Below are 22,692 nucleotides of genomic sequence, written 5' to 3'. Positions count from 1 at the left end.
CCGCCCGGCGAGTTTGCCGCTGCCGCCCGGCGAGTTTGCCGCTGCTGCCCGGCGAGTTTGCCGCTGCTGCCCGGTGAGTTCGCCGTCGGTGCTCGCCGTCGGTTCAGCGCGCGGCCTCGCCCAGGCGCGCGATGCTCGCCGCCATCTGCTCCTCGGACACGCGCGGGTACAGGGCGAGCGCGCCCTCGTCGGTCACGCCGCTCCAGTCGTAGGTGTGGGTGACGCGGGTGCCGCCGTCGGAGGTGGGCTCGAGCTCCCAGCCGTAGGTGTGGCCGCTGGGGTCGAGCTCGCCGATGACGTGCGCGAGCGAGCCGGGCGGGTGGATCGAGGGCGCCCAGGCGATGCGGCGGCCGGCCTCGAAGTCGGTGATCTCGTTGCGCATCGCGTAGTCGCCGATGCCGTCCTGGTTCATCTTCATGACGAACTCGTCGCCGACCGCGGTGACCGGGCCGCCGGAGTCGAGGCCGCGCAGCATGCCCGCACCGTCGAGCTCGGTGTGCCGGGCAGGGTCGGCGAGCAGGGCGAACGCCTTGTCCGGCGGCGCGTCGATCGTGCTGCTGACCTGCAGGCTGCGGTCCTCGCTCATGGTTCTCCTCCATCGACGGTGATGTGGCGTGCGGGGTGAATCCATCCATGCCGGGCGGTGGCCGTCAACCGGACCCGTGCAGTTGGATGGGGCCATGACGATCGACGCCGTGTCGGCCGCCCCGCTCGCCGAGTGGTTCCGGACCGCGGTGCCGGGCGCGGCCGACGGCCCGCTCACCGTCGCGCGCATCTCGGGCGGCCACTCGAACCTGACCTACCGGATCACCGACGCCGCCGGCACGAGGTGGGCGCTGCGCCGCCCGCCGACCGGCATGGTGCTGGCCACCGCGCACGACATGGGCCGCGAGTGGCGCTTCCTCGTCGCGCTCGCCGACACGCCGGTGCCGGTGGCCGAGCCCGTCGCGCTCTGCAGCGACCCCGACGTCATCGGCGCCGAGTTCTACGTCATGGGCTTCGTCGACGGTGACGTGCTCGGCGACGAGGCGTCCGGCCACCGCCTCGCGCCCGATGCCCGGCACGCCGCGGGTATCGACGCGATCGACGTGCTCGCCGCGCTGCACGCCGTCGACCCCGACGAGGTCGGCCTGTCCGACCTGCGTCGGCCCGGCAGCTACCTCGAGCGCCAGCTCCGCCGCTGGCACCGGCAGGTGCACGCCTCCGACCTGCCCGACCTCGGCGTCATCGACGCCGCGCACGACCGCCTCGCGAAGCGGGCCGCCGCGCTGCCGCCGTCGGACGTGCGGATCGCCCACGGCGACTTCCGGCTGGGCAACCTCGCCGTCGGACCGGACGGCACGGTCCGCGCGGTCTTCGACTGGGAGCTCGCCACGCTCGGTGACCCGCTCGCCGACCTCGGGTGGATCGTCGCGTCGTGGGGCCGCCCGGGTGACCGGGTGCGGGCGACGCTCGTCGGCCCGAGCATGGTCGACGGCTATCCCGAGCGCGCCGAGCTGGTGGCCCGCTACGCGGAGCGCTCCGGCCGCGACGTCTCCGACCTGGACTTCTACGTGGCCTTCGCCCGCTGGCGGTCGTCGTGCATCGGGGCCGGGGTCTACAGCCGCTACGCCGGGGGCGCCATGGGCGTGGTCGAGGACGGCGACGTGCTCGCGGGGCGGCTCGAGGCGTTCCACACCCAGGCGCAGGCGGCCTACGACGCCCTCGCCTGACTCAGGCGATCCACGGCGGGAGGACCGGTTCGCCGTCGACCGGCGTGGCGCGGGCGCCGGCCGGCGCGGCGACCACCGCCCGGAACGGCTCGACGGCGTGGATCCGCCGCTGCACCCCCGCGGGCACGACGAGCGTGTCGCCGGGACCGAGGTCGTGGTCGGTGTCGCCGACGTGCGCGGTGGCTCGGCCGTCGAGGACGGTCCAGACCTGCTCGACGTCGAACGCGTGCAGCGGGCCGGCCGCTGCGGGGGCCATCTCGACGGTCCACACCGCGAGGCGGGTGGTGGCGCCCTGCGTGGGGGAGGCGTGGGTGGTCATGGTGGCGTTCGGGGTGGTGGTGCGACGGGCGTCGGCGTGGCGGACGAGGGGCACGGTTCGCTCTCCTATTATAGGCAACATGGTTGTCGATATAGTGAACCTGGTTGTCCATCGTGTCAACTGACCTGCCGCTTCTGCTCCTGCAGGGCTTCCGCGTCCTGATCGACGGGCTGCACGCCGAGCTCGCCCGCCACGGCCACCCCGACGTGCGGCCGGTGCACGGGTTCGTGCTGCAGGCCGTCGCCGACGGGTGCACGGCCGTCGAGCTCGGGCGGAGACTCGGCGTCACGAAACAGGCGGCGGCCAAGCACGTCGAGGTGCTGGAGGGGCTGGGATACCTGCGCCGCGTCCCGGACCCCCACGACGCCCGGGCCCGGATCGTGCGGCGCACAGTCCGGGGAGAGGACTGTCTGGCCCGTTCCGCCCGGATCCTCGGCGACCTCCGCGAAGGCTGGGTGAAGGTGCTCGGCCCGGACCGGGTCCACGCCCTGGAGCACGACCTGCGGGCGGTCACCGCGGACGCCCCGCTGCGCGTCGACGTGCCGGGGTGGCTCGGACTCTGACCCCTCGCCCCGTGAGTCGCTGTCGCCCCGCCCGCGGGGTCGCGCCCTTCCCGCCCGTGGGTCGCCGGACATCCGCCCCTGATCGCCCGGGACGCGGACGGTCCCGGTCCGGTGCGGGGCTCGGCAGGACTGTGACGGGACACATCGGAGGTCGGTCATGCTCCTGATCAGGCCAGCCAGCTCCGGCCGGGCCGGTGCCGACGACAGCAGGTGGACGAGTCCCGACAGGGCATCACGCCAGTCAGATCAGGGGTCACACCCGCTGTCGTCAGCAGCAACCCACCACTACCGGGCCGGCTCAACCGCCCTCACGGTCAGCTCAGGGTGATCGAGAGGGCTGCCGGGCCCGCGCCTCGGCGGGCGGTGACCGTCGTCAGGATCCGGCCGAGCATCCCGTACTTGCGCCGCACCCCGTCGCGGACGGTGCGCAGGCCGGCCTCGTCGAGCAGGCGGGCCGTGCCGGGGGTGGTGGGGCCGCTGACGTTGCCGCGCCGGTCGCACACCGCCAGTGTCACCGCGCCGGAGCGGCGGGCGCGCTTGACCTTGCCCGTGCCCGCCATCGTCCAGACGCCGATCGCGCCGCCCTCGAGCGGGACGACCCAGACGGGTGTGGGCACGCCGCTGCCGTCGCGGCGGAATGTCGTGAGCTGCACGAACTTCGCGTCGGCCAGCGACGTCGGGGCGGTCATGCGTCGACGGTAGCCGGGGTGAGCCGGACGGGCATCGCGTCGTAGCCGCGCAGCACGCGGGTGGGGCGGCGGTGCGGCGGACCGGTCGGGGTGAGCTCGGGGAAGCGGTCGAACAGCGCCCGCAGCCCGACCTCGCCCTCCATCTTCGCGAGCCCGGCACCCAGGCAGTAGTGGATGCCGCTGGAGAACGCGATGTGCTCGCCGGCGTTGGCGCGCCCGACGTCGAACGCGGTGGGGTCGGTGAAGACCGCGGGGTCGTGGTTGGCCCCGCCCAGCATGATCACGACGATCTGGCCGGCGCGCAGCTGCTCGCCCGCGACGGTGGTGTCGCGCAGCGCGATCCGCCCGGTGCGCTGCACGGGGGAGTCCAGGCGCAGGACCTCGTCGACGGCGCGCGGCCACAGCGACGGGTCGGCCTGCAGCCGGGCGAGCTGGTCGGGGTGGGAGGTGAGCAGTGCGGTGCCGTTGCCGATCAGGTTGACCGTGGTCTCGAACCCGGCGGCGAGCAGCAGCATCGCGATGGAGGTGAGCTCGTCGTCGGAGAGCTTGCCCTCCTCGGCGTGGGCGTGCACGAGCGCGGAGAGGATGTTGTCGCCGGGGTTGCGCCGCAGGTGCGCGAAGTGGCCCTGCATCCAGTCGGCGAGCGCGTTCAGGTCGCTCTCCGAGCGGCGGAACTCCGACCACCTCAGCCCGGCGTCGAGCGACAGCGCCCCGCCCGCGCCCCACTCCAGGAACTGTCGCCGCATCTCCACCGGCGCCCCGAGCATCTCCGCGATGACGGTGGCGGGCAGGAGCGCGGCGTAGTCGTCGATCAGATCGGCCCGAGGGCCGCGCATCTCGTCGAGCAGTCCGGTGGCGATCTCCTCGGTCCGGGTGCGCAGTGCGGCGACCGCCTTGGCGCTGAACGCCCTGGTCACGAGCTTGCGGTAGCGGGTGTGGTCCGGGGCGTCGACGGACAGCATCGACGGCGGCGTGACCGGCCCGAGCGGCCCGGGGCCACCGGCCTTCACCAGCGCCCGCAGCGCGACGGGGGCGCGCCCGCTCGGCCCGCCGACGACGCCGCAGTCGGGGCTGCGCAGGATCGCCGTGGCGACGTCGTGGTGGGCGGTGTTCAGCACGATCCCGTTGTCGACCAGGCGCCCGCGCTCGCGCAGCTCGTCGTAGTGGCCGAACGGGTCGGCGATGACGGCCTCGTCGACCATCAGCCGGGCGGTCGGGTCGCCCTGTCGCACCCGGCGCTCGACGGCGCGGCGGAGCATGCCGTGCCGCAGTCCCCAGCGGATCGCCTGACGGACCACCATGTCGACCTCCCAGAACCTACCGGCGGTAACTTGTCTCGAACCTACCGTCGGTAACCACGGTTGTGCCAGCGGCGCGTGGTAGGAGTTCACCGGTGAAGCTGTGGGCGGTCAGCGATCTGCACGTGCGCCACCCGGACAACCGGGCGATCGCGGAGGACCTGCGGCCGGAGTCCGCCGACGACTGGCTGATCGTGGCCGGAGACGTCGCGGAGCAGGTCGACGACGTGGTCCGCACGCTCGCGCTGCTGCGCAGCCGGTGGGCGCGGGTGATCTGGGTGCCCGGCAACCACGAGCTGTGGACACGCACGAAGGACCCGGTGCCGCTGCGCGGGGTGGCCCGCTACGAGCGGCTGGTCGCGGAGTGCCGCACGCTGGGCGTCGACACCCCGGAGGACGAGTTCCCGGTGTGGACGGGGCCGGGCGGGCCGGTCGTCGTCGCCCCGCTGTTCCTGCTGTTCGACTACTCGTTCCTCCCCGAGGGCGCGACGACCTCGGAGGAGGGCCTGGCGATCGCCCGCTCGGCCGGGGTGGTCTGCACCGACGAGCATCTGCTGCACCCCGATCCGTACCCGGACCGCTCGGCCTGGTGCGCGGCGCGGGTGGCGGAGTCGCGCCGGCGTCTCGACGCCCTCGACCCCGCGCTGCCGACGGTACTGGTCAACCACTGGCCGATGACCCGGCTCCCGACGCGCGTGCTGCGCTACCCGGAGTTCGCGCTGTGGTGCGGCACCACCGCCACGGCCGACTGGCACATGCGCTACCGCGCGCAGGCCGTGGTCTACGGACACCTGCACATCCCGCGCGTCACGGTGGAGGACGGCGTCCGGTTCGTGGAGGTGTCGTTGGGCTACCCGCGGGAATGGAAGGCCAGGGCCGAGCGGCGAGGGCGGGACGAGCCGGTGCCGCGCCAGGTCCTCCCGGAACCCGCGAGCCTCCCGGATCCCGGAACCACCACCACGTCAGCAGCCACGCGACCGGCCCCGTGACGACGAGGATCGCGATGGCCAGCCAGCCCGTCTCGTAGACGAAGCCGGTGGCGACCCAGCCCGCGATCCACAGCACCATGAGCGCCGTGCGCCGGCGGATCAGGCGGCGGTGGACCACCGTCAGCGGCTCCCGCATGTCGGTGACGACCACCGCCCGGCTCCGGCGCACCACGCCAGTATCTAGCGGCGCTTCCCGTAGCGCCGGTTGAACTTCTCGACCTGGCCCGCGGCGTCGAGCACGCGTGCCCCGCCCGTCCAGAACGGGTGCGAGTAGGCGGTGACGTCGATCGTGATCAGCGGGTAGGTGTTGCCGTCGGTCCAGGCCACGGTCTCGCGCGAGGTGGCGGTGGAGCGGGTCAGGAACCGGTCGCCGGTGGACTGGTCCTGGTAGACGACCGGGCCGTAGGCGGGGTGGATGTTCGGGCGCACGGCGAGCTCCTCGTTTAGTTGACAATGATTGTCGTGTGCGTCAACGTACAGGCATGGCCACTTGTTCCGGGTACACGGCCCTGTCCTGCGTCGCCGCCCGTTGCGGGATCGGGGATCCGGCGACGGTCGGGGCGGAGGTCGTCGAGGAGCTGGGCGCGGTGGTGCGGGCCGGCACGAACGGGGTGCTGGTCAGCACCGGGTGCTTCCTGGGTGCCGGGTGCGCGGCGCGGCCGGTCGCTCCGGTGGTCGTCGTCCAACCCTGCGACGACGGACGCAGTCCGACCTCGTGCGCGCTGCTCATCGGCCCGATGCGCACGACCGCCGACGTCGCCGCGTTCGGGGCCTGGCTGCGGGCCGGGGACCTCGACCCGCGCCTGCTTCCCGCGCATCTCCTGGACGCCGCGCGCCGCGTCGGAGCCCGTCGCGCCTGACTCCGTGATCACCGTCCGGGAGTCGTGGGCGGGCCGGGGCCCGCGGGCGCGTCGATGATCGACTGTTCGGAACGGGTTGCGGGGTGGCGCCCGCCGGGCGTTCCCGGACGTCGATCATGGCCGGTGGCGGACGCCCGGTGCCGGGCGTGGTGGGATGGAGGCATGACCGGAGCGCGCGCCCTCGACCGCGCCCGTCCCGAGCCGTTGTGGGCCCAGCTCCTCACCGACCTGCGACGCCGCCTGGAGGCGGGCGAGTTCGCCGACGCCTTCCCCGGCGAGCTCGCGCTGGTGGGGGAGTACGGGGTCAGCCGGCACACCGTGCGGGAGGCGCTGCGCCGGCTGCGCGACGAGGGCACGGTCGTGGCCGGCCGGGGGCGGTCGCCGCGCCTGGCCGAGTCGACCGAGATCCGCCAGCCGCTCGGTGCGCTCTACAGCCTGTTCTCCTCGGTGGAGGCGGCCGGGCTGAGCCAGCGCAGCGTCGTGCGGACCCTGGAGGTGCGGGCCGACGGGGTGATCGCGGCCCGGTTGCGGCTGGAGGAGTCCACACCGCTGGTGTACCTGGAGCGGCTGCGGATGGCCGGGACCTCGCCGCTCGCCGTCGACCGCGTCTGGCTGCCGGAGCGCATCGCCGCCCCGCTGCTCGACGTCGACCTCACCCACACCGCGCTCTACACCGAGCTGGCGCAGTCCTGCGGCGTGACGCTCACCGGCGGCCGCGAGGACATCCGCGCGGTGATCCCGACGCCGGCCGAGCGCGACCTGCTCGCGGTCGGCCCCGGCGTCGCCGCGTTCGCGATCGAGCGCCTCGGGCTGGTGGGTTCGGAGGCGGTGGAGTGGCGGCACACCCTGGTGCGCGGCGACCGGTTCACCGTCACCGCCGACTTCTCCTCGCGTGGCGGCTACCGTCTCGGTCTCGCCCGCTGACCGTGCCCGCCCCGCTGTCCCCGGCCGGCCTGCGACGGGTGCTCGTCGTGCTGTGTGCCACGGAGGTCATCAGCTGGGGGATCCTGTACTACGCGTTCCCGGTGCTGGCGTCGGCGATCACCGCCGACACGGGCTGGTCGCTCAGCACCGTCACCGCGGCCTTCTCGACGGGGCTCGTCACCTCCGCACTGGCCGGCATCCCGGTCGGGCGCTGGATCGACCGGCACGGCCCGCGCGTCGTCATGACCGCAGGGTCGCTGGTCGGGGTGCCCGCGCTGGTCGGGATCGCGACCGCGCCGACGCTCCCGTGGTTCTTCGCGTCGTGGGTACTGGCCGGGCTGGCGATGGCCGGCACGCTCTACCCGCCCGCGTTCGCCGCGCTGACGCGGTGGTGGGGGCCGCGGCGGGTCACCGCGCTGACGGCCGTGACGCTGCTGGCCGGGTTCGCGAGCGTGATCTTCGCGCCGCTGACGGCGGTGCTGGTGGAGGCGTCGGACTGGCGCCGGACGTACCTGGTCCTCGCCGTCGTGCTCGCCGTGACGACGGTGCCCGCGCATCTGTTCGGCCTGCGCGGCCCGTGGCCCGATCCCGAGCCGGTGGCCCACGCCGCCGACGACGACCCCGGGGCGATCGCCCGCAGCCGCCCGTTCGTGCTGGTGGTGCTCGCCGTCGGACTCGGGTCGTTCACGGCGTTCGCGGTGATCGTCAACCAGGTCCCGCTGCTGGTCGAGCGCGGTCTGACGACGGGCGAGGCGGCGTGGGCGCTCGGGCTCGGCGGGCTGGGCCAGACCGCGGGGCGGCTCGGGTACGGGTGGCTCGTGCGGTCGACGTCGGTGCGCGGCCGCGGTGTCGTGATCCTGCTGGCGACGGCGGCGACGACCGGCCTCATGGCCGCCGTCCCCGGCCCGACGCCGCTGCTCGTGGCCGTCGCGGTGCTCGCGGGGACCGCGCGCGGGGTGCTGACGCTGTTCCAGGCGACCGCCGTCAGCGACCGCTGGGGCGCCACCCACTACGGGCGGCTCGGCGGGATCCTGTCCGCGCCGGTGATGCTCGCGACGGCGCTCGCCCCGTGGGCCGGGGCCGCTCTGGCCGACGTTCTCGGCGGTCATCCCGCGATGTTCGTCGTGCTCGCCGCGGTGGCGGTCGTCGCGGCCGGGTGTGCTCTGGGCAGCGTGCCGCGTACCGCCGGTAACGTCGGCGTACGTGGACCTGTACGACGTGATCGCCCGCCGCCGTGACGTCCGGACGGAGTTCGTCGACGAACCGCTGGACGAGGACGTGCTGTGGCGGGTGCTCGGCGCCGCGCACCGCGCCCCGAGCGTCGGGCTGACGCAGCCCTGGGACTTCGTGGTGGTGCAGGACCGGGCCGTGCGCACCCGGTTCGCCGCGCACGTCGAGCAGCAGCGCCAGGCGTTCGCACTGGGCCTCGACGCCGAGCGGGCCCGTCGGTTCGGCCCGATCGCGGTGCAGGGGATCCTCGGCGCCGCGGCCGGGATCGTCGTCACCTGCGATCCGGACCGGGGCGGGCCGCAGGTCCTCGGGGCGGCGACGATCCCCGACACGCTCCTGTACTCGACGTGCCTCGCGGTGCAGAACCTCTGGCTCGCCGCGACCGCCGAGGGGTTGGGGGTGGGATGGGTGTCGTTCTACCGGGAGCCGTACCTGCGGGGGCTGCTCGGGATCCCCGACCCGGTGCGGCCGGTGGCGTGGTTGTGCGTGGGCCCGGTGAGCCACCTGGAGGAGGTCCCGGACCTGGAGCGCCACCAGTGGCGGGAGCGGCGGCCGCTCGCCGACGCGGTGCACCGGGAGCGGTACGGCTCGGCCTGACTCGTCCGCCGCACCGCCGTTGCGGTGCCCGCACCGCTGCCGGGACGGCGGTGCGGTCCGTGCGTCGGCGGTGCGGTGCCGCGGCACCGCGTCCTCACCGACGGGAGGGGGACCGTCTCGCCGGGTCGGGGCGTGGCCAGGGCTGATCCTGACGTGCCTCGATGTCCTCGTTGAGGCGGCGCAGGACGTCGCGGAGCTGTTCGCGGTCGTCGTGGGACCAGTCGTCGAGGACCCGGCCGATGCCGTCGCGGTACATCGCGCGGTCGACGGCGAGCCGGTGCAGGCCGGCCACGGTGGGGTGCAGCAGGTGGGCCGGACCGCCGTCGGGATCCGGGATCCGCTCCACCAGTCCGGCGCGGCGCATGGCCCCGACCTGCCGGGTGACCGTCGAGATCTCCAGCGTCAGGGCGTCGGCGATGCCACGGGCGGTGAGTGGGCCGCCCGACTCGAGGCGGCTGAGCACGACGTACGCGGAGCGGTCGAGGGCGCCGGGGACCCGGGTGTGCACGGGGGAGAGGTGGTGGCGGCCGATGAGCATGAGTTCGCGCTCGATCGCGGTCAGCGGATCGTCGGTCACCATGTGTACGGTACACAAGTGAAACCTCGATCTTCGCCACGGCTGGTCGTCGCAGCCCTGTGCTCGGGCGGGATGCTCGCGTCGTTCATGCAGACGCTGGTGATCCCGCTCGTCCCGAGCCTGCCCCGACTGCTCGACGCCTCGCCCGCCGACGCCTCGTGGGTCGTCACGATCACGCTGCTCGTGGCCGCGGTGATGATGCCGGTCACCGGCCGCCTCGGTGACCTCTACGGCAAGCGTCGCGTGATCCTCGTCTGCTTCGTCACGCTGATCGTCGGCTCGGTCGTGGTGGCCGCGGGCAGCGCCCTGATCCCGGCGATCATCGGTCGAGGGCTGCAGGGTGCCGCGATGGGGATCATCCCGCTGGGGATCAGCATGATGCGCGACGTCCTGCCGGCCGAGCGCGTCGGCTCGGCGATCGCGCTGATGAGCGCGACGCTCGGCGTCGGCGGGGCGATCGGGCTCCCGGTGTCGGCGATCGTCGCGCAGAACGCGAGCTGGCAGGTGCTGTTCTGGCTCTCCGCCGCCCTCGGTGCGGTGTGCCTGGCGGCCGTGGCCGTGATCGTCCCGGAGTCACCGGTCCGCTCGCCCGGCCGCTTCGACGTCGTGGGCGCGATCGGGCTGGGGATCGGCCTGGTCAGCCTGCTGCTCGGTGTCGTCAAGGGCGCCACCTGGGGCTGGGGGAGCCCGCTGACGCTCGGCGTGTTCGCCACTGCCGTCGTCGTGCTGGTGCTCTGGGGCTGGGTGCAGCTGCGCATCCGCGACCCGCTCGTCGACCTGCGGGTCTCCTCGCGGCGCCCGGTGCTGCTGACCAACCTCGCGTCGGTCGTCGCGGGTTTCGCGATGTTCGGCACGTCGCTGGTGTTCCCGCAGCTGCTCCAGGCGCCGCCGGAGACCGGCTACGGCCTCGGTCTGACGATGCTGCAGGCGGGCCTGGTGATGGCCCCGGGCGGACTGATGATGATGGTGATGTCGCCGGTCTCGGCCCGGCTGACCGCGGTTCGCGGCCCGCGCATCACGCTGATGGCGGGCCTCGCCGTGATCGCCGCCGGGTACCTCGCGACGACGTTCCTCACCGGCTCGGTCCTCGCGATCCTGGTCGCGACGGTGATCATCAGCAGCGGCGTCGGCATCTCCTACGCCGCGATGCCCGCGCTGATCATGGGTGCGGTCCCGATCGAGCAGTCCGCGGCGGGCAACGGCCTCAACTCGCTGATGCGCTCGGTCGGCACGGCCACCTCCAGCGCGGTGACGGGCGTGGTGCTGGCCGGGTTCACGATCAGCGCAGCGGGCACGGTGTTCCCGTCGGAGGCCGGGATCATGGTGGCGCTGATGATCTCCGCGGGAGCATCGCTCGCCGGTCTGGTGGTCACCCTGTTCATCCCTGGGCCGGTGCGCGCGCCGCAACCCGTGTCGGTCGGCTGAGGGTCGCGCACGGGCCGGTCAGGGCAGGACCGGGTAGCTCAGCCGGCCGTCGTCGACGCGGTCGAACCGGGTGCGCGACGGCGGGGTGAGCCCGGCGCCCGCCCGCCGGAAGTCCAGGCGGCGGGGCAGGACCAGGAACGTGGTCCAGCTCGGCGGCGGGCGGCGTCCGCGCCACGTCGTCGTCGCGGGGCGGGTGGTGGTGCGCGACGGCCGGCTCGTCACCGCGACGAGGGCGGGATCGGTGGTGCTCTGCGTGCCCTGCTCAGGGGCCGTACGGCATGATCCGGCCGTGGCGACGATCCCGGTGGACGGTGCGGAACTGGTCTTCGACGAGCGCGGGACCGGCGAGCCGCTGGTCCTCGTGCACGGCACGGGGGCGCAGGCGTCGTCGTGGGGGCGCTCGGTCGACGACCTCGCCGCGGGCGGGTACCGCGTCGTCGCCTACGACCGGCGCGGCTACGGCCGCTCGGCCCACCCGCCCGTCCGCGACTACCGGGTGCACATCGCCGACCTCGCCGCGGTGATCGAGCACGTCGGGGCACCCGCGCACGTGTTCGGCTGGAGCTCCGGCGGCAACACCGCGCTCGCGCTGGCGGCGCAGCGCCCCGAGCTGTTCCGGTCGCTGACCGTCCTGGAGCCGCCGTGGCACGGCCTGCGCGGCGCGACCCCGGACATGCTCGCGGCACTGGGGAAGGCCAAGTTCGCGCAGGCGCGCGGGCGGCGACGCGACGCGGTCGCGCAGTTCTTCCGCTGGGCCTCGGGCCTGCGCGACGGCGCCAACGGCTTCGACCGGCTGACCGACGCGGCCCGCGAGGAGCTCTACGGCAACGCCGCGACGGTGCTCGCCGAGCTCGACCCGCACCCGTTCGGGCTGATGATGGAGCACGTCCCGACCGCCCGGCTCGCCGACCGGCCGTTCCCGGTCACCTGGCTCCTGGGTGGCGAGAGCCGCGACTGGTACGGCAGGCTGCACGCACGCGTCGAGAGCGCCGTCCCGGGGATCCGCACCGAGCGGATCGCGGGCGTCGGGCACCTCGCGCACGACGAGGACCCGGCGGCCTTCGCGGCCGCGGTGCTGCGCGGGGTCGCCGCCCGCTGAGGCGGTGTCCCGGACCCGGGACAGCCGGCCCCCGCACCGGCCGGGGAGGGCGGGCGATGGTCCGATCCTGGGACAGCGCCGCGTGAGCCGGGCCACTTACGGTCGACCGGATCGGTCGTCGACCCACGGAGGTTCGCATGAAGGCACTCGTGTACCACGGTCCGGGCAACAAGGCATGGGAGGACGTCCCGGACGCCGTCGTCCAGGACCCGACCGACGTGGTGGTCCGGGTCGACACCACGACGATCTGCGGCACCGACCTGCACATCCTGCAGGGTGACGTCGCCGCCGTGACCGACGGGCGCATCCTCGGCCACGAGGCGGTCGGCACCGTGACGGCGGTCGGGGACGCGGTCAAGGGCTTCTCCGTCGGTGACCGCGTGCTGGTCCCGGCGATCACCAAGTGCGGGCGCTGCGAGTACTGCCAGCGCGGCATGCCGTCGCACTGCCAGACGGTCGGCGGCATCGGCTGGATCTTCGGCCACCTGATCGACGGCACGCAGGCCGAGCTCGTCCGCGTGCCCTACGCCGACACCTCGCTCTACCTGGTGCCCGACTCGGTCACCAACGAGCAGGCGATCTTCCTCGCCGACTCGCTGCCCACCGGCTACGAGGTCGGCGTGCTCGCGGGCAACGTCCGGCCCGGTGACACCGTCGCCGTCGTCGGCGCGGGAGCCGTCGGCCTGTCCGCGATCCTCACGACGGGCCTGTGGGGCGCGTCGAAGGTGATCGCGGTCGACTCCAACAAGTTCCGGCTGGAGAAGGCGCTGGAGTTCGGCGCGACCGACGCCGTCGAGGTCGGGCCGGGCACCGTCGCCGACGTCATCGCGCTCACCGACGGGCTCGGCGTCGACGTCTCGATCGAGGCCGTCGGCTACCCGGAGACGCTGCTGACGGCGGCGTCGCTGGTGCGGCCGGGCGGCGTGATCGCCAACATCGGCGTGCACGGCACGCCGGTGGAGCTACCGATGCAGGACATGTGGATCCAGAACGTCACGATCACGATGGGTCTGGTCGACACCGTCTCGATCCCGACGCTGCTGAAGATGGTGGGCAGCGGCCGGATCCCGGCGGAGAAGATGGGCACCCACTCGTTCACCTTCGACCAGATGGACGAGGCCTACGACGTGTTCAAGAACGCCGCGGCCAACTCCGCCCTCAAGGTGATCATCACCCCGTAGCCGGGTGCGACGCGTTCGGCGTCAGGCGATGTAGCTGATGCCGAACGCGTCGATCTTGCGGTAGAGCGAGGACCGGGCGATCCCCAGCATCGCCGCGGCCTTGTACCGGTTGCCGTTGCACTCGTAGAGCGCCTGGATCACCGCGTCGCACTGCGCGGCCTCCAGCATCGACATCTTCCGGCTGCGGCCCTGGAAGCACAGCTGCGGCAGGTCGCGGGCCTGGATCTCCCCGACGGGCTTGCGCGCCACCACGTAGCGCAGCACGTCCTCCAGCTCGCTGATGTTGCCCGGCCAGGCGTAGCCCTCCAGCACCCGGACGACCTGCAGGCTCAGCCGCAGCGACCGCCGACCGGACAGCCGCCGCAGCACCGCCAGCGCGATCTCGCCGATCTCGTCGGCCCGGTAGCGCAGCGCGGGTACGCGCGTGACCTCGTGGAAGTGGCGCAGCAGCAGGCCGTACGGGCGGGTCGCGTCGACGGCGGGGGTGTCGACGCAGCCGACGACCAGCGGCGCCTCCGGCAGCGCGACGAGCGGGCGCAGTGCCTCGTCGAGCCGGCGCGCCCCGACGGGGGTGAGCAGGTTCATCGCGCGCAGCAGCACCAGGCACGGGCGGCCGTCGGCGGAGCGGGCCAGGTCCGGTTCGGGGCCGTCACCCTCACCGGCGTAGGCCTCGCCGTCGACGGTGACGACCCGGCCCGCCGGGAACGCCGCCCGGAACTGCTCGACGAGCAGCGTGCGCTTGCCGACGCCCGGCTCGCCGATCAGCAGGTGGTTGCGGGCCTGCCGGATGCTCGCGACGACCTCCTGCCGCGCCCGCAGGTACGGGGAGAGCAGCTCTCGGTTGGCCCGGATGCGGGCCTGCGCGTGGTCGTGGCGGGTGGCGTGCAGGTCCTGCGCGTAGTCGCGGCGGGTGGTGGGGGCGACGTGCGACCCCTGCCGGCGCACGCTCTCCGGCGGCCGGGTGAGCGCGAGCTCCCCGGAGGGGGAACCGGTCAACACGCAGCCGACCGAGGTACCGGCCAGGTGCACCGGCCGCACCCCGATCTCCGCGCACCGCCCCGACGGCAGGTCGACGTGCTGGGTGGTGAAGTCGGCGAGCACCAGGCTGGACAGCAGCAGGTCGCTCAGCACGCGCTGGTCGGCGGCCGGGAGCTGCCGCGCGGCGCCGTTGGTGACGACGTAGTCGCCGTCGGTGGCCAGCACCCAGGAGCCGCTGCCGTCGTGCTCGGCGGTGAAGCGGTCGAGGATCGCGCGGGTCACCCGGTGCGGCTCGCCCGCCATCGCCTCGGTGACCCGGTCGGCGAGCATCCGGGCCAGCGGCAGCGCCAGCGTCGAGCGGTCGGCGTGGTGGGACAGGACCGACAGGACGCCCGCGGTGGCGCCGGTGCGCGGGTCGGTGACGACGGCCGCGGCCTCGGCCAGGCAGGTGAGCTGCGAGTGGAAGTGCTCGACCCCGTCGATCGCGGTATCGGCCTTCTCGTGCAGTGCGATCGACGCCGCCGTGGTGCCGACGGCCCGCTCGCCGTAGCCGTACCCGGGCACCAGGAGCACCGCGTCGAGCAGCCGGGCCAGTGCGCGGTCGCAGTCGCGGCGGGCGCGCACGACCCCGGCCGGGTCGAACAGCACGACCGAGCAGCCCGCGGCGGGATTGCCCGTGGTGAACGCGTCGAGCACGTCGTCAGCGCAGGTGACGAGCCGGGAGACGTCGCGGTGGTGGCCGAGGAAGTGTGCGGCGATCCGGTCGGGGTCGACCTCGTGGCCGCGCGACCGCTCCCACGACGCGGCCACGGCGGGGGCGATGAGATCGGGGCCGGGGACGCGCGTGCTCCCGGCGACGAAGGACCGCCGTGCCGCCTCCACCTCGACCGCCCGCGACGCCACGGCCCGAGCATAGGTGGGCATCGGTGCACCCGACGTCGCGTGATGAGACTGCGATCGGGCGGGGTGGGCCTCGGCGGCAGAACGCCCGTCGCACCGACGGCGCCGGCGCGGTCCGGTGGCGCTCGTGCTCCGCGGCGTCGTCGCCGCGGCTCGCGGTGTGGACGATCCCGCCCTGCGCCCACGTCCCCGCCACCGCGATCGGCATGGCCCACAGGTCGGCGGGCTCCACCTCGTCGACGAGCACCCCCGTGCCCTGCGCCGCGGTGATCCGCATGACGAGCTCGGCGTCGTGGCCGGGTTCGTGGCCTCGTGGCCGGCGCGGCGATCGAGCTGCTGCAGTGGCTGCTGCCGCTGGGCCGGGTCGTCTCGCCGGTGGACGCGCTGCTCAACGCGGCGGGCGCCGTGCTCGCCGGGCTGCTCGTGGTCGCGGCGCGCCGGTCGCGGGCCGTGATCGGCGGGGCCGGGCGTGCGGCGTCGCCGGTGACACCCGCCGGCCACTGCAGGTGATCACCGTCCGATGAGCACGGCGAGCTCCGGCAGGTAGCGGGCCAGGATCTGCTCGTCCGTGGCCGCACCGGTGTCGCTCCCGCCCACCCCGCCGAGCCAGACCCGGCCGGTGGTGCCGTCGATCGTGACGGTGTCGCCCGCGCGGAACAGCACGGTTCCGTCGGCGTCGCGGACGTCGGCGGGGCCGACGGTGAGGTCCTGCGCCCCGACGACCGCCGGGATGCCCCGGCCGCGGGCGACGAAGGCGGCGTGGCTGACGAGCCCGCCCGAGCCGCCGTTCGTCGTGGCCGGCGAGGTGCCGCCGCTCGCGGAGTGGAGGCGCCGCCCGAACCGCGTCCGCACCGCGGCCGTCGCGGGTGAGGTCATCCAGGCGTGTCGCGGGAAGGCCAGGGTGCTCACCGACCCCGACGGCCCGTCGGCGCTGGAGCCCGGTGAGATCCTGGTCGCGCCGATCACCGACCCGTCGTGGGCGCCGCTGTTCGTCGCGGCGGGCGCCGTCGTCGTCGACGTCGGGGCGCTGTCTCTCGCACGCCGCGATCGTCAGCCGGGAGCTGGGAGTCCCGTGCGCCGTCTCGGCCACCGGGGCAACCGCCCGGGATCCCGGACGGCGCCCTGATCGAGGTCGACGGCACCACGGCCACCGTCACGGTGCTGAGGTCTGACCCCGGGTCAGAGCTTCTCGAGCACCGACTCGACGGAGCTGCCGGTCACCTCGGTCGGCACGGACTCGACGAACAGGTCGCTGACGACGCCGTCGCGCAGGATCGCGGCGTAGCGCTGCGAGCGGGTACCGAGGCCGAAGGCGCTGCCGTCGAGCTCCAGCCCGGCGGCGGCGGCGAACTCCCCGTTGCCGTCACCGAGCATCAGGACCTTGCCGTCGTTGCCGACCGACTCGCCCCAGGCACCGAGCACGAACGCGTCGTTGACGGCGATGCACGCGACGGTGTCGACGCCCTTGGCCCGCAGCTCGTCGGCACGCAGGACGTAGCCGGGGAGATGGTGGTCGGAGCAGGAGGGCGTGAACGCGCCGGGGACGGCGAACAGCACGACGGTGCCGGTCCCGAGTGCGTCCGTGCTGCTGACCGGGGCCGGGCCGTCGGGGGTCATCGTCATGAGGGTCGTGTCGGGAATGCGGTCGCCGCTGGACAGCGTCACTGGTCCTCCTGGGGTGGGTTCGGCGGTCATCATGTCGGCACTCGTCGTCGGGTGACCACTCGTGGCGTCCGGGCGGGTCGCCGTCCATCGACGGGGCGCGACCGGTGAGGATGGGGCGGTGGACCGGAGTGTGCTCGTCCTCGGCGGGACCGCCGAGGCCCGGCGGCTGGCCGCGGGGCTGGTCGAGGAGTCGGGGGTGCGGATCGTGTCCTCGCTGGCCGGGCGGGTGCGGGAGCCGCTGCTCCCGCCGGGGGAGGTGCGGGTCGGGGGGTTCGGGGGGGCTGGGGCGCTCGCGGCGTGGTTGCGGGAGCGCGGGGTCGTCGCCGTCGTCGACGCCACCCATCCGTTCGCCGCGCGGATGAGTGCGAACGCGGCGGCGGCGACGGCAGCGGCCGGGGTGCCGCTGCTCGTGCTCCGCCGCCCCGGGTGGACGCCGGAGCCGGGGTGGACCGTCGTCGACTCGCTCGACGCCGCCGCGGCCGCGCTCCCGGCCCTGGGGGAGCGCGCCTTCCTGACGACGGGGCGGGGCGGGCTGGCCGCGTTCGCCGCGTCGGACCGGTGGTTCCTGGTGCGCTCGATCGACGCACCGGAGCCGCCCGCCCCGCGCCGGATGCAGGTGCTGCTCGCCCGAGGCCCCTTCACCGTCGAGGACGAGCGCGACCTCCTGCGCACCCACGCGATCGACGTGCTGGTCACGAAGGACAGTGGGGGGCCGGCGGGCAAGTTGGAGGCGGCCCGGGCGGAGGGGGTGCCGGTGCTCCTCGTCGCCCGCCCGCCCGTTCCGCCCGGGGTGGAGATGGTCGACACCGTGGCGGGGGCCACCGGCTGGGTCCGGGATACGGTCGCCGGGTGCGCACCGTCTACGTGATCGGCATCGGTGCGGGCGATCCCGAGCACCTCACCCTGGCCGCGATCACGGCCATGAACCGCGTCGACGTGTTCTTCACGATCGACAAGGGCGAGGCGAAGTCCGATCTCGCGGGCCTGCGGGCCGAGCTGCTGGCCCGGCACGCCACCCGCCGGCACCGGGTCGTCGTCGCGCCCGATCCGCCCCGGGACCGCCGGGCCACCGCCTACGCGGACGCGGTCGTCGACTGGCAGGGCCGCCGCGAGGCCGTGTACGCCGAGATGATCGAGAGCGAGCTGCCCGACGGTGGCGTCGGCGGCTTCCTGGTGTGGGGCGACCCCGCGCTCTACGACGGCACGCTGCGCATCCTGGAGAGCATCGCCGCGCGCACGCCGGTCGAGATCGTGTCGATCCCCGGGATCAGCAGCGTGCAGGTGCTCGCGGCGCGGCACCGGCTGATCCTCAACCGCGTCGGGTCACCGTTCCTGGTCACGACGGGGCGCCGGCTCGCCGCGGGCGGCATGCCCGACGACGTCGACGACGTGGTGGTCATGCTCGACGCGCGCAACGCGTTCGCCGCCCTGCCCGACCGCGACCTCGACATCTACTGGGGCGCCTACCTCGGCACGCCCGACGAGGTGCTCGTCCGTGGCGACCTGCACGCGGTGAAGGACGAGATCGTGCGGGTGTTCGCGGAGCACCGGGAGCGCAAGGGCTGGATCATGGACACCTACCTGCTGCGGCGCCGCCTCCCCCTCGGGTGAGGTAGACATGCACAGATGCGCATGAGTACGGTGTCGGCATGGGTCAGGGTCACGGGCACGGGCACTCCGCCGACACGGATCGCCGACGCCTCGCCATCGCCCTCGGCGTCACGCTGCTCACGGCCGTCGTCGGGGCGGTCGGGGCCGTCGTCGCCGGGTCGCTCGCACTGCTCGCCGACCTCGGGCACCTGCTCACCGACGCGGGCGCGCTCGCGGCCGCGTTCGTCGCCTCGATCCTCGCCCAGCGTCCCGCGAACGCCCGCCGCACGTTCGGGCTGGGCCGGGTCGAGGTGCTGGTCGCGGGCGTCAACGCCATCACGCTGGTGGCCGTCGTCGTCTGGGTGGCGGTGGAGGGCATCGGGCGGCTCATCGAACCGGCGGACGTGCCGGGGCTGCCGCTGCTGATCGTCGGGGCGCTCGGGCTGGTCGGCAACCTCGTCTCGCTGTTCGTGCTCTCGGGGGGCGACCGCCGCAACATGAACATGCGCGGCGCGATGCTGCACGTGCTGGGCGACGCGCTCGGCTCGGTCGGCGTGCTCGCCGCGGCCGTGGTGCTGCTGCTCACCGGCTGGCCCTACGCCGACACGGTGGCCTCGCTGTTCATCGTCGCGCTGATCCTGCCCCGCACCGTCGGGCTGCTCCGCGAGGTCGGGCACGTCCTGCTGGAGGGGGCGCCGCGCGGGATCGACACCGCCGACGTCCAGAACGCGCTGCTCGAGGTCCCCGGCGTCCGCGACGTGCACGAGCTGCACGTCTGGTCGATCAACGACCGGCGGCCGTCGGTGTCGGCGCACCTGGTCGTCGACGACGCGGTGCACGTGCGCTGCGGCGAGGCATCGGTGCTCGACGCCGCCGCGGGCGTGCTGCGCGAACGGTTCGGCCTCGACCACAGCACCCTGCAGATCGAGCAGGACGACCACGTCGACCACGAGGACCACTGCCACTAGCTGGCCGCATCCGCCGGCCCGCCCCCGGTGATCATCCGCCGGATCTCGCTCGTGTCCTCCTGGAGCCGCAGCAGCCGGACGTCGCGGTAGATCCGCTCGATGGGGAGCTCCTTCGTGTGGCCCGCCCGCCGTGCACCTGGACGGCGAGCACGGCCTGCGCGGCGACTCGGGGCGACGCTGCACCGGCCCGTGCAGGACACCCGTCAGATGGGCGGCGACGCGCTGGTCGTCGACGGCCGGGTCGAACGGCTGTGGCGCCCCGCCACACCCGACGACCGGGCCCGCCCGCCGTCGTCGCCCGCGCGGCGCGGGCGCGACGCGACGGCCCCGGTCCCTAGGCTCGGTCGCATGACGGTCCGGGGACACGGCGCGGCGGGACGGCCCGGTCATGGTGCGTGAGCTGGTCGCGATCCCCGTGACGGGGCCCGTCGCCGGGCACGGGGAGGGCCCGGTGTGGCACCGCTCCTACCGGGGGATCCGGTGGGTCGACCTGCACGCCGGTGACATCCTCGAGCTCGACGGCGACGAGGTCCGCCGCACCCGGGTGGGCGAGGTCGCCGCGGCGTTCCGGCCCCGGGTGGGTGGCGGGACGGTGCTCGCCGACCGGCGCGGGTTCGTCCTGCTCGACGCCGACCTGCGCGTCGAACGCCGGCTCGGGGACCTCTGGGACGGGCCGGACGTGCGGATGAACGACGGCGGTTGCACCCCCGACGGGGCCTTCTGGTGCGGGTCCATGGCCGACGACGGGCGTCCGGGTGCGGGGGAGCTCTACCGGCTGGACCCGGACCTGACGGTCCGGCGGGTCCTCACCGGCCTGACGATCGCCAACGGGTTCGGCGTCGCCCCCGACGGGCGGGAGGCCTACCACGTCGACACCCCCACCCGGCGGATCGACGCGTTCGACCCCGGCGGCGACCCCTTCGCCCGGCGGACCGTGGCGCGGATCCCGGACGGCGCGGGCCTCCCCGACGGGCTCACCGTCGACGCCGACGGCGGGATCTGGGTGGCGCTGTGGGGCGGGTCCGCCGTGCACCGCTACACCCCCGACGGGGTCCTCGACACCGTGGTGCGGCTGCCGGTCACGCAGGTCACGGCGTGCGCGTTCGGTGGACCGGACCTCGGCTCGCTGCACGTCACCACCTCCGCGCACGGGCTCGACGCGGATGCCCGGTCGGCCCAGCCCGGGGCGGGGGCCCTGTTCGTGGTGGAGCCGGGGGTCGGCGGCCTGCCGGTTCTCGAGTTCGGGGGGTAGCCGCGGGCCCTGCGCGGCGTTGCGCTCACCGGCTCCGGGGTGGTCCACTGGCTCCATGACCGCCGGAGCGTCGTGGATGGCGCACACGTTCTGTGTGTGCCTGCTCGCGATGGACCAGCTGTCCATCGACGACCGGCTCTGTCGTCAGGACCTCCACATCCTCTGAGTGGCCCGCGGCCCTCCGATGTGGCGCGTCGTCCTGCCGACCTCCGAGCCGAGGATCCCCGATGATCTCGACGTCCACATCGCTCCGCACGACCCGGTCCCTGCTCGGACGTCGGCGATCCGGCACCGAGCCGGCGGCACGCCGGGCCGGGCGGCTGCGCCGGGCGATCGCGCGGGTCGGCGCGGCGGTCGTCGCCGCGCACACGGCATCCGTGCCGTTCTGACACCGGCTCAGCCGGTGGCCGGCCCGCTGATGACCGCACGGCGTACTCGTCGTCGACGAACACGACGTCGTGGCCGCCGCGGTCGAGCGGACTCGCGGCGATACCCGCCCGGAGCGGAGCCGGCGGGCCGGTCGATCCCGATGCGCACCGGCTGACGCTGGGCGCCGGCGACCTGGGCGGCGTCCTCCCCGATCAGGTCAGCGGGATGCCTCCGGCGCCGTCGGCGTCCCGGGTCGCGGCTCAGGCCATGGCCTGGATCAGCACGGGAACCAGGTAGCGGAGCGTGAACGCCTCGTAGACCGCGCCGATGACGAACAGGACCAGGGCGGGCAGGCTCAGCCAGCCGATCTGCCGTAGCCCGCTGACGTACCCCGCACGACGGTTCGGGGCGCCGACGGACCCGGGGCGGAGCCAGGACCTCCCGAGGAGGTAGGCGCCGAGGACGAGCAGGATGTAGGCCTGGAACTCGATGACGTAGGTCACGGAGTGCGGGATGAGGATCACCCACCCGGTCCGGTCGGCCGGGGCGAGGGTCAGTCCGATGTCGAACGCGCGGTAGGCGAACACGGCGATTCCGGCGAAGGGCACGACCAGCGACGGCAGCACGATCGCCAGCGCGCCGACCGTGAGCGTGTTGACACCCAGGATGACCAGGGCGAACAACCACACGTTGCCGATCACCGCCAGGACCAGGTCCGTGGTTCCGTCCTCCTGCATGGAGGCGAGCTGCGCGGCGTTGAGCTCGGGGAGGATCAGGGCCGTGACGACGCCGGCGATCGAGATGCCGTACATGGCCAGGTTCACGACGAGGTAGGCGCCGAGGTTGTCGCGGATGATCCGGAGGGGTTCGTTCACGACCCGTCGGGGTCGTGTCCGGTGGTCGGGGCGGGTGGTGGGTACGTCGCTGGTCACGGTGTCTCCTCGGAGCTGGTCGATGTGGCCGACGGTGGGCCGTGCCGCCGCGGCACACTCCAGCCCGAGTGGCGCAGGTCATACCGCGCCGGGCGTGCGATCCGACCACCGCCCGGCCACGTGCCACCCGGACACGAGATCGTCGAGCGCATCACCGACGACCCGCGCAGCGGCACGCACGACGTCGTCGGCAACGGCCTGGGCTCACGGCGCGCTGTGTCGAGGGTCCGCATCGGAGATCACGAGCCCGACGGCGAGGGCCGGACGGACCGCGCGCACCCAGCGGCGCGGACGCCCGGACCCGTCGGGCGACTCCAGGGCGAACAGCGAGCGGGACGGCAGGTGCCACAGCCGGAACCGCTGCAGCCGGCTGCCGTCGCCCGGCCGGGCCTTCGACAGCTGCCGGCGCCGCTTCAACTTCCTGTACATCGGTCCTCTACAAGGGGTGGTGGTTGCCCGGAAGGGGACACCGTGCCGTCACGGCACGGTCAACCCCTGTGCTGCGGACCACAGCGGCTTGCCTGTGCCGCGACGGCACGGCCTTCCCTGGAGACACACACCACGCGATCCGGGAG

The 22,692-nt window shown here is 74.2% G+C and carries 30 protein-coding genes and 1 pseudogene; 18 read left to right on the top strand and 13 right to left on the bottom strand.

Features of this window, described 5'->3' with window-relative positions; all coding sequences use genetic code 11:
* Window positions 1-103: 103 nt before the first annotated feature.
* Window positions 104-586 carry an SRPBCC family protein gene (locus I4I81_RS13225; RefSeq protein ID WP_218606071.1) on the bottom strand — a complete coding sequence of 161 codons (483 nt, stop codon included), beginning with the start codon at window positions 584-586 and terminating at the stop codon, window positions 104-106.
* Between the two features lie 94 nt (window positions 587-680).
* Between I4I81_RS13225 and I4I81_RS13220 the strand changes: the two genes are divergently transcribed.
* Entirely contained in the window at window positions 681-1,712 is a 1,032-nt protein-coding gene (locus tag I4I81_RS13220) for a phosphotransferase family protein (RefSeq protein WP_218606072.1), read from the top strand.
* A 1-nt stretch (window position 1,713) separates the two neighbouring features.
* Here the strand turns inward: I4I81_RS13220 and I4I81_RS13215 are convergent, their stop codons facing one another.
* Window positions 1,714-2,085: a cupin domain-containing protein gene (locus I4I81_RS13215; protein WP_218606073.1), complete on the bottom strand. Its 372-nt coding sequence runs from the start codon at window positions 2,083-2,085 to the stop codon at window positions 1,714-1,716.
* Between the two features lie 50 nt (window positions 2,086-2,135).
* On the opposite strand from I4I81_RS13215, the gene I4I81_RS13210 reads away from it, so the two are divergent.
* The gene (locus I4I81_RS13210; protein WP_218606074.1) at window positions 2,136-2,594 is read left to right on the top strand and encodes a MarR family winged helix-turn-helix transcriptional regulator; all 459 of its coding nucleotides are present in this window, start codon (window positions 2,136-2,138) and stop codon (window positions 2,592-2,594) included.
* A gap of 314 nt (window positions 2,595-2,908) precedes the next feature.
* Here I4I81_RS13210 and I4I81_RS13205 read toward each other — a convergent pair whose 3' ends face one another.
* Together I4I81_RS13205 and I4I81_RS13200 are read right to left on the bottom strand one after the other, a co-directional pair.
* Window positions 2,909-3,283 (bottom strand): PPOX class F420-dependent oxidoreductase, encoded by a 375-nt coding sequence (locus I4I81_RS13205; protein ID WP_218616058.1) that lies wholly within the window; start codon window positions 3,281-3,283, stop codon window positions 2,909-2,911.
* A complete protein-coding gene (locus tag I4I81_RS13200; protein ID WP_218616057.1) occupies window positions 3,280-4,584 on the bottom strand; it encodes a cytochrome P450 in 1,305 nt (434 codons plus the stop codon). The genes I4I81_RS13205 and I4I81_RS13200 overlap by 4 nt, the downstream gene beginning before the upstream one ends.
* A 92-nt stretch (window positions 4,585-4,676) precedes the next feature.
* Here I4I81_RS13200 and I4I81_RS13195 point away from each other — a divergent pair, with 92 nt between their 5' ends.
* Complete coding sequence (locus I4I81_RS13195) at window positions 4,677-5,570, top strand: metallophosphoesterase family protein (protein ID WP_226363918.1); 894 nt, start codon at window positions 4,677-4,679, stop codon at window positions 5,568-5,570.
* A gap of 180 nt (window positions 5,571-5,750) precedes the next feature.
* Here the strand turns inward: I4I81_RS13195 and I4I81_RS13190 are convergent, their stop codons facing one another.
* On the bottom strand, window positions 5,751-5,999 hold the full coding sequence (locus I4I81_RS13190) for a type B 50S ribosomal protein L31 (protein ID WP_218605466.1): 249 nt from the start codon (window positions 5,997-5,999) through the stop codon (window positions 5,751-5,753).
* Between the two features lie 53 nt (window positions 6,000-6,052).
* Between I4I81_RS13190 and I4I81_RS13185 the strand changes: the two genes are divergently transcribed.
* The 4 genes from I4I81_RS13185 to bluB all read left to right on the top strand — a co-directional run bounded on the left by I4I81_RS13185 (window position 6,053) and on the right by bluB (window position 9,181).
* A complete protein-coding gene (locus tag I4I81_RS13185) occupies window positions 6,053-6,430 on the top strand; it encodes a hypothetical protein (RefSeq protein WP_218605465.1) in 378 nt (125 codons plus the stop codon).
* Between the two features lie 162 nt (window positions 6,431-6,592).
* Complete coding sequence (locus I4I81_RS13180; protein ID WP_218605464.1) at window positions 6,593-7,354, top strand: GntR family transcriptional regulator; 762 nt, start codon at window positions 6,593-6,595, stop codon at window positions 7,352-7,354.
* 2 nt (window positions 7,355-7,356) lie between these two features.
* Entirely contained in the window at window positions 7,357-8,592 is a 1,236-nt protein-coding gene (locus I4I81_RS13175) for an MFS transporter (protein WP_226363917.1), read from the top strand.
* Window positions 8,558-9,181, top strand: a complete 624-nt coding sequence (gene bluB, locus I4I81_RS13170) for a 5,6-dimethylbenzimidazole synthase (protein ID WP_226363916.1) — start codon at window positions 8,558-8,560, stop codon at window positions 9,179-9,181. The genes I4I81_RS13175 and bluB overlap by 35 nt, the downstream gene beginning before the upstream one ends.
* 94 nt (window positions 9,182-9,275) lie before the next feature.
* Here the strand turns inward: bluB and I4I81_RS13165 are convergent, their stop codons facing one another.
* Window positions 9,276-9,758, bottom strand: a complete 483-nt coding sequence (locus I4I81_RS13165) for a MarR family winged helix-turn-helix transcriptional regulator (protein WP_218616056.1) — start codon at window positions 9,756-9,758, stop codon at window positions 9,276-9,278.
* A gap of 18 nt (window positions 9,759-9,776) precedes the next feature.
* On the opposite strand from I4I81_RS13165, the gene I4I81_RS13160 reads away from it, so the two are divergent.
* Window positions 9,777-11,183: an MFS transporter gene (locus tag I4I81_RS13160; protein WP_372453657.1), complete on the top strand. Its 1,407-nt coding sequence runs from the start codon at window positions 9,777-9,779 to the stop codon at window positions 11,181-11,183.
* A gap of 18 nt (window positions 11,184-11,201) precedes the next feature.
* On the opposite strand, the gene I4I81_RS13155 is transcribed toward I4I81_RS13160, so the two are convergent.
* The gene (locus I4I81_RS13155; protein ID WP_218604892.1) at window positions 11,202-11,405 is read right to left on the bottom strand and encodes a hypothetical protein; all 204 of its coding nucleotides are present in this window, start codon (window positions 11,403-11,405) and stop codon (window positions 11,202-11,204) included.
* A gap of 67 nt (window positions 11,406-11,472) precedes the next feature.
* On the opposite strand from I4I81_RS13155, the gene I4I81_RS13150 reads away from it, so the two are divergent.
* Entirely contained in the window at window positions 11,473-12,282 is an 810-nt protein-coding gene (locus I4I81_RS13150; RefSeq protein WP_218604893.1) for an alpha/beta fold hydrolase, read from the top strand.
* Window positions 12,283-12,419: 137 nt separating this feature from the next.
* Window positions 12,420-13,463, top strand: a complete 1,044-nt coding sequence (locus tag I4I81_RS13145; protein WP_218604894.1) for an alcohol dehydrogenase catalytic domain-containing protein — start codon at window positions 12,420-12,422, stop codon at window positions 13,461-13,463.
* A 21-nt stretch (window positions 13,464-13,484) separates the two neighbouring features.
* Here the strand turns inward: I4I81_RS13145 and I4I81_RS13140 are convergent, their stop codons facing one another.
* Together I4I81_RS13140 and I4I81_RS31575 are read right to left on the bottom strand one after the other, a co-directional pair.
* A complete protein-coding gene (locus I4I81_RS13140; RefSeq protein WP_225924573.1) occupies window positions 13,485-15,365 on the bottom strand; it encodes an AAA-type ATPase lid domain-containing protein in 1,881 nt (626 codons plus the stop codon).
* Between the two features lie 76 nt (window positions 15,366-15,441).
* Window positions 15,442-15,618, bottom strand: a pseudogene (locus I4I81_RS31575) (hypothetical protein); the annotation flags it as partial.
* A gap of 35 nt (window positions 15,619-15,653) precedes the next feature.
* Here I4I81_RS31575 and I4I81_RS13130 point away from each other — a divergent pair.
* Window positions 15,654-15,851 (top strand): VanZ family protein, encoded by a 198-nt coding sequence (locus I4I81_RS13130; RefSeq protein ID WP_218604897.1) that lies wholly within the window; start codon window positions 15,654-15,656, stop codon window positions 15,849-15,851.
* Here I4I81_RS13130 and I4I81_RS13125 read toward each other — a convergent pair whose 3' ends face one another.
* A complete protein-coding gene (locus tag I4I81_RS13125) occupies window positions 15,852-16,250 on the bottom strand; it encodes a PEP-utilizing enzyme (protein WP_226363915.1) in 399 nt (132 codons plus the stop codon).
* On the opposite strand from I4I81_RS13125, the gene I4I81_RS13120 reads away from it, so the two are divergent.
* Window positions 16,208-16,513, top strand: a complete 306-nt coding sequence (locus tag I4I81_RS13120; RefSeq protein ID WP_372478396.1) for a PEP-utilizing enzyme — start codon at window positions 16,208-16,210, stop codon at window positions 16,511-16,513. The two genes, I4I81_RS13125 and I4I81_RS13120, sit on opposite strands and share 43 nt — an antisense overlap.
* 7 nt (window positions 16,514-16,520) lie before the next feature.
* On the opposite strand, the gene I4I81_RS13115 is transcribed toward I4I81_RS13120, so the two are convergent.
* The gene (locus I4I81_RS13115) at window positions 16,521-17,006 is read right to left on the bottom strand and encodes a peroxiredoxin (RefSeq protein WP_218604898.1); all 486 of its coding nucleotides are present in this window, start codon (window positions 17,004-17,006) and stop codon (window positions 16,521-16,523) included.
* A 118-nt stretch (window positions 17,007-17,124) separates the two neighbouring features.
* On the opposite strand from I4I81_RS13115, the gene I4I81_RS13110 reads away from it, so the two are divergent.
* From I4I81_RS13110 to I4I81_RS13080, 6 genes are all read left to right on the top strand, one after another.
* Window positions 17,125-17,874: a cobalt-precorrin-6A reductase gene (locus I4I81_RS13110; protein ID WP_226363913.1), complete on the top strand. Its 750-nt coding sequence runs from the start codon at window positions 17,125-17,127 to the stop codon at window positions 17,872-17,874.
* A complete protein-coding gene (gene cobF / locus I4I81_RS13105; RefSeq protein WP_218605827.1) occupies window positions 17,856-18,617 on the top strand; it encodes a precorrin-6A synthase (deacetylating) in 762 nt (253 codons plus the stop codon). Before I4I81_RS13110 ends, cobF begins: the two co-directional genes overlap by 19 nt.
* A 38-nt stretch (window positions 18,618-18,655) precedes the next feature.
* Window positions 18,656-19,564, top strand: a complete 909-nt coding sequence (locus tag I4I81_RS13100) for a cation diffusion facilitator family transporter (RefSeq protein ID WP_218605828.1) — start codon at window positions 18,656-18,658, stop codon at window positions 19,562-19,564.
* Window positions 19,565-19,753: 189 nt separating this feature from the next.
* The gene (locus tag I4I81_RS13090; RefSeq protein WP_218605829.1) at window positions 19,754-19,963 is read left to right on the top strand and encodes a hypothetical protein; all 210 of its coding nucleotides are present in this window, start codon (window positions 19,754-19,756) and stop codon (window positions 19,961-19,963) included.
* Complete coding sequence (locus I4I81_RS13085) at window positions 19,953-20,816, top strand: SMP-30/gluconolactonase/LRE family protein (RefSeq protein WP_218605830.1); 864 nt, start codon at window positions 19,953-19,955, stop codon at window positions 20,814-20,816. The genes I4I81_RS13090 and I4I81_RS13085 overlap by 11 nt, the downstream gene beginning before the upstream one ends.
* Window positions 20,817-21,043: 227 nt before the next feature.
* Complete coding sequence (locus tag I4I81_RS13080) at window positions 21,044-21,205, top strand: hypothetical protein (protein ID WP_218605831.1); 162 nt, start codon at window positions 21,044-21,046, stop codon at window positions 21,203-21,205.
* Between the two features lie 240 nt (window positions 21,206-21,445).
* Here the strand turns inward: I4I81_RS13080 and I4I81_RS13075 are convergent, their stop codons facing one another.
* Together I4I81_RS13075 and I4I81_RS13070 are read right to left on the bottom strand one after the other, a co-directional pair.
* The gene (locus I4I81_RS13075) at window positions 21,446-22,060 is read right to left on the bottom strand and encodes a stage II sporulation protein M (protein ID WP_218616055.1); all 615 of its coding nucleotides are present in this window, start codon (window positions 22,058-22,060) and stop codon (window positions 21,446-21,448) included.
* 261 nt (window positions 22,061-22,321) lie between these two features.
* Window positions 22,322-22,546 (bottom strand): hypothetical protein, encoded by a 225-nt coding sequence (locus tag I4I81_RS13070; RefSeq protein ID WP_218600864.1) that lies wholly within the window; start codon window positions 22,544-22,546, stop codon window positions 22,322-22,324.
* Between the last annotated feature and the right edge of the window lie 146 nt (window positions 22,547-22,692).

The sequence above is a fragment of the Pseudonocardia abyssalis genome, from assembly GCF_019263705.2.
Taxonomy (GTDB): Bacteria; Actinomycetota; Actinomycetes; order Mycobacteriales; family Pseudonocardiaceae; genus Pseudonocardia; species Pseudonocardia abyssalis.
Note: the sequence above shows the minus strand (reverse complement) of the source record. Positions and strands in the feature narration are given on the sequence as shown.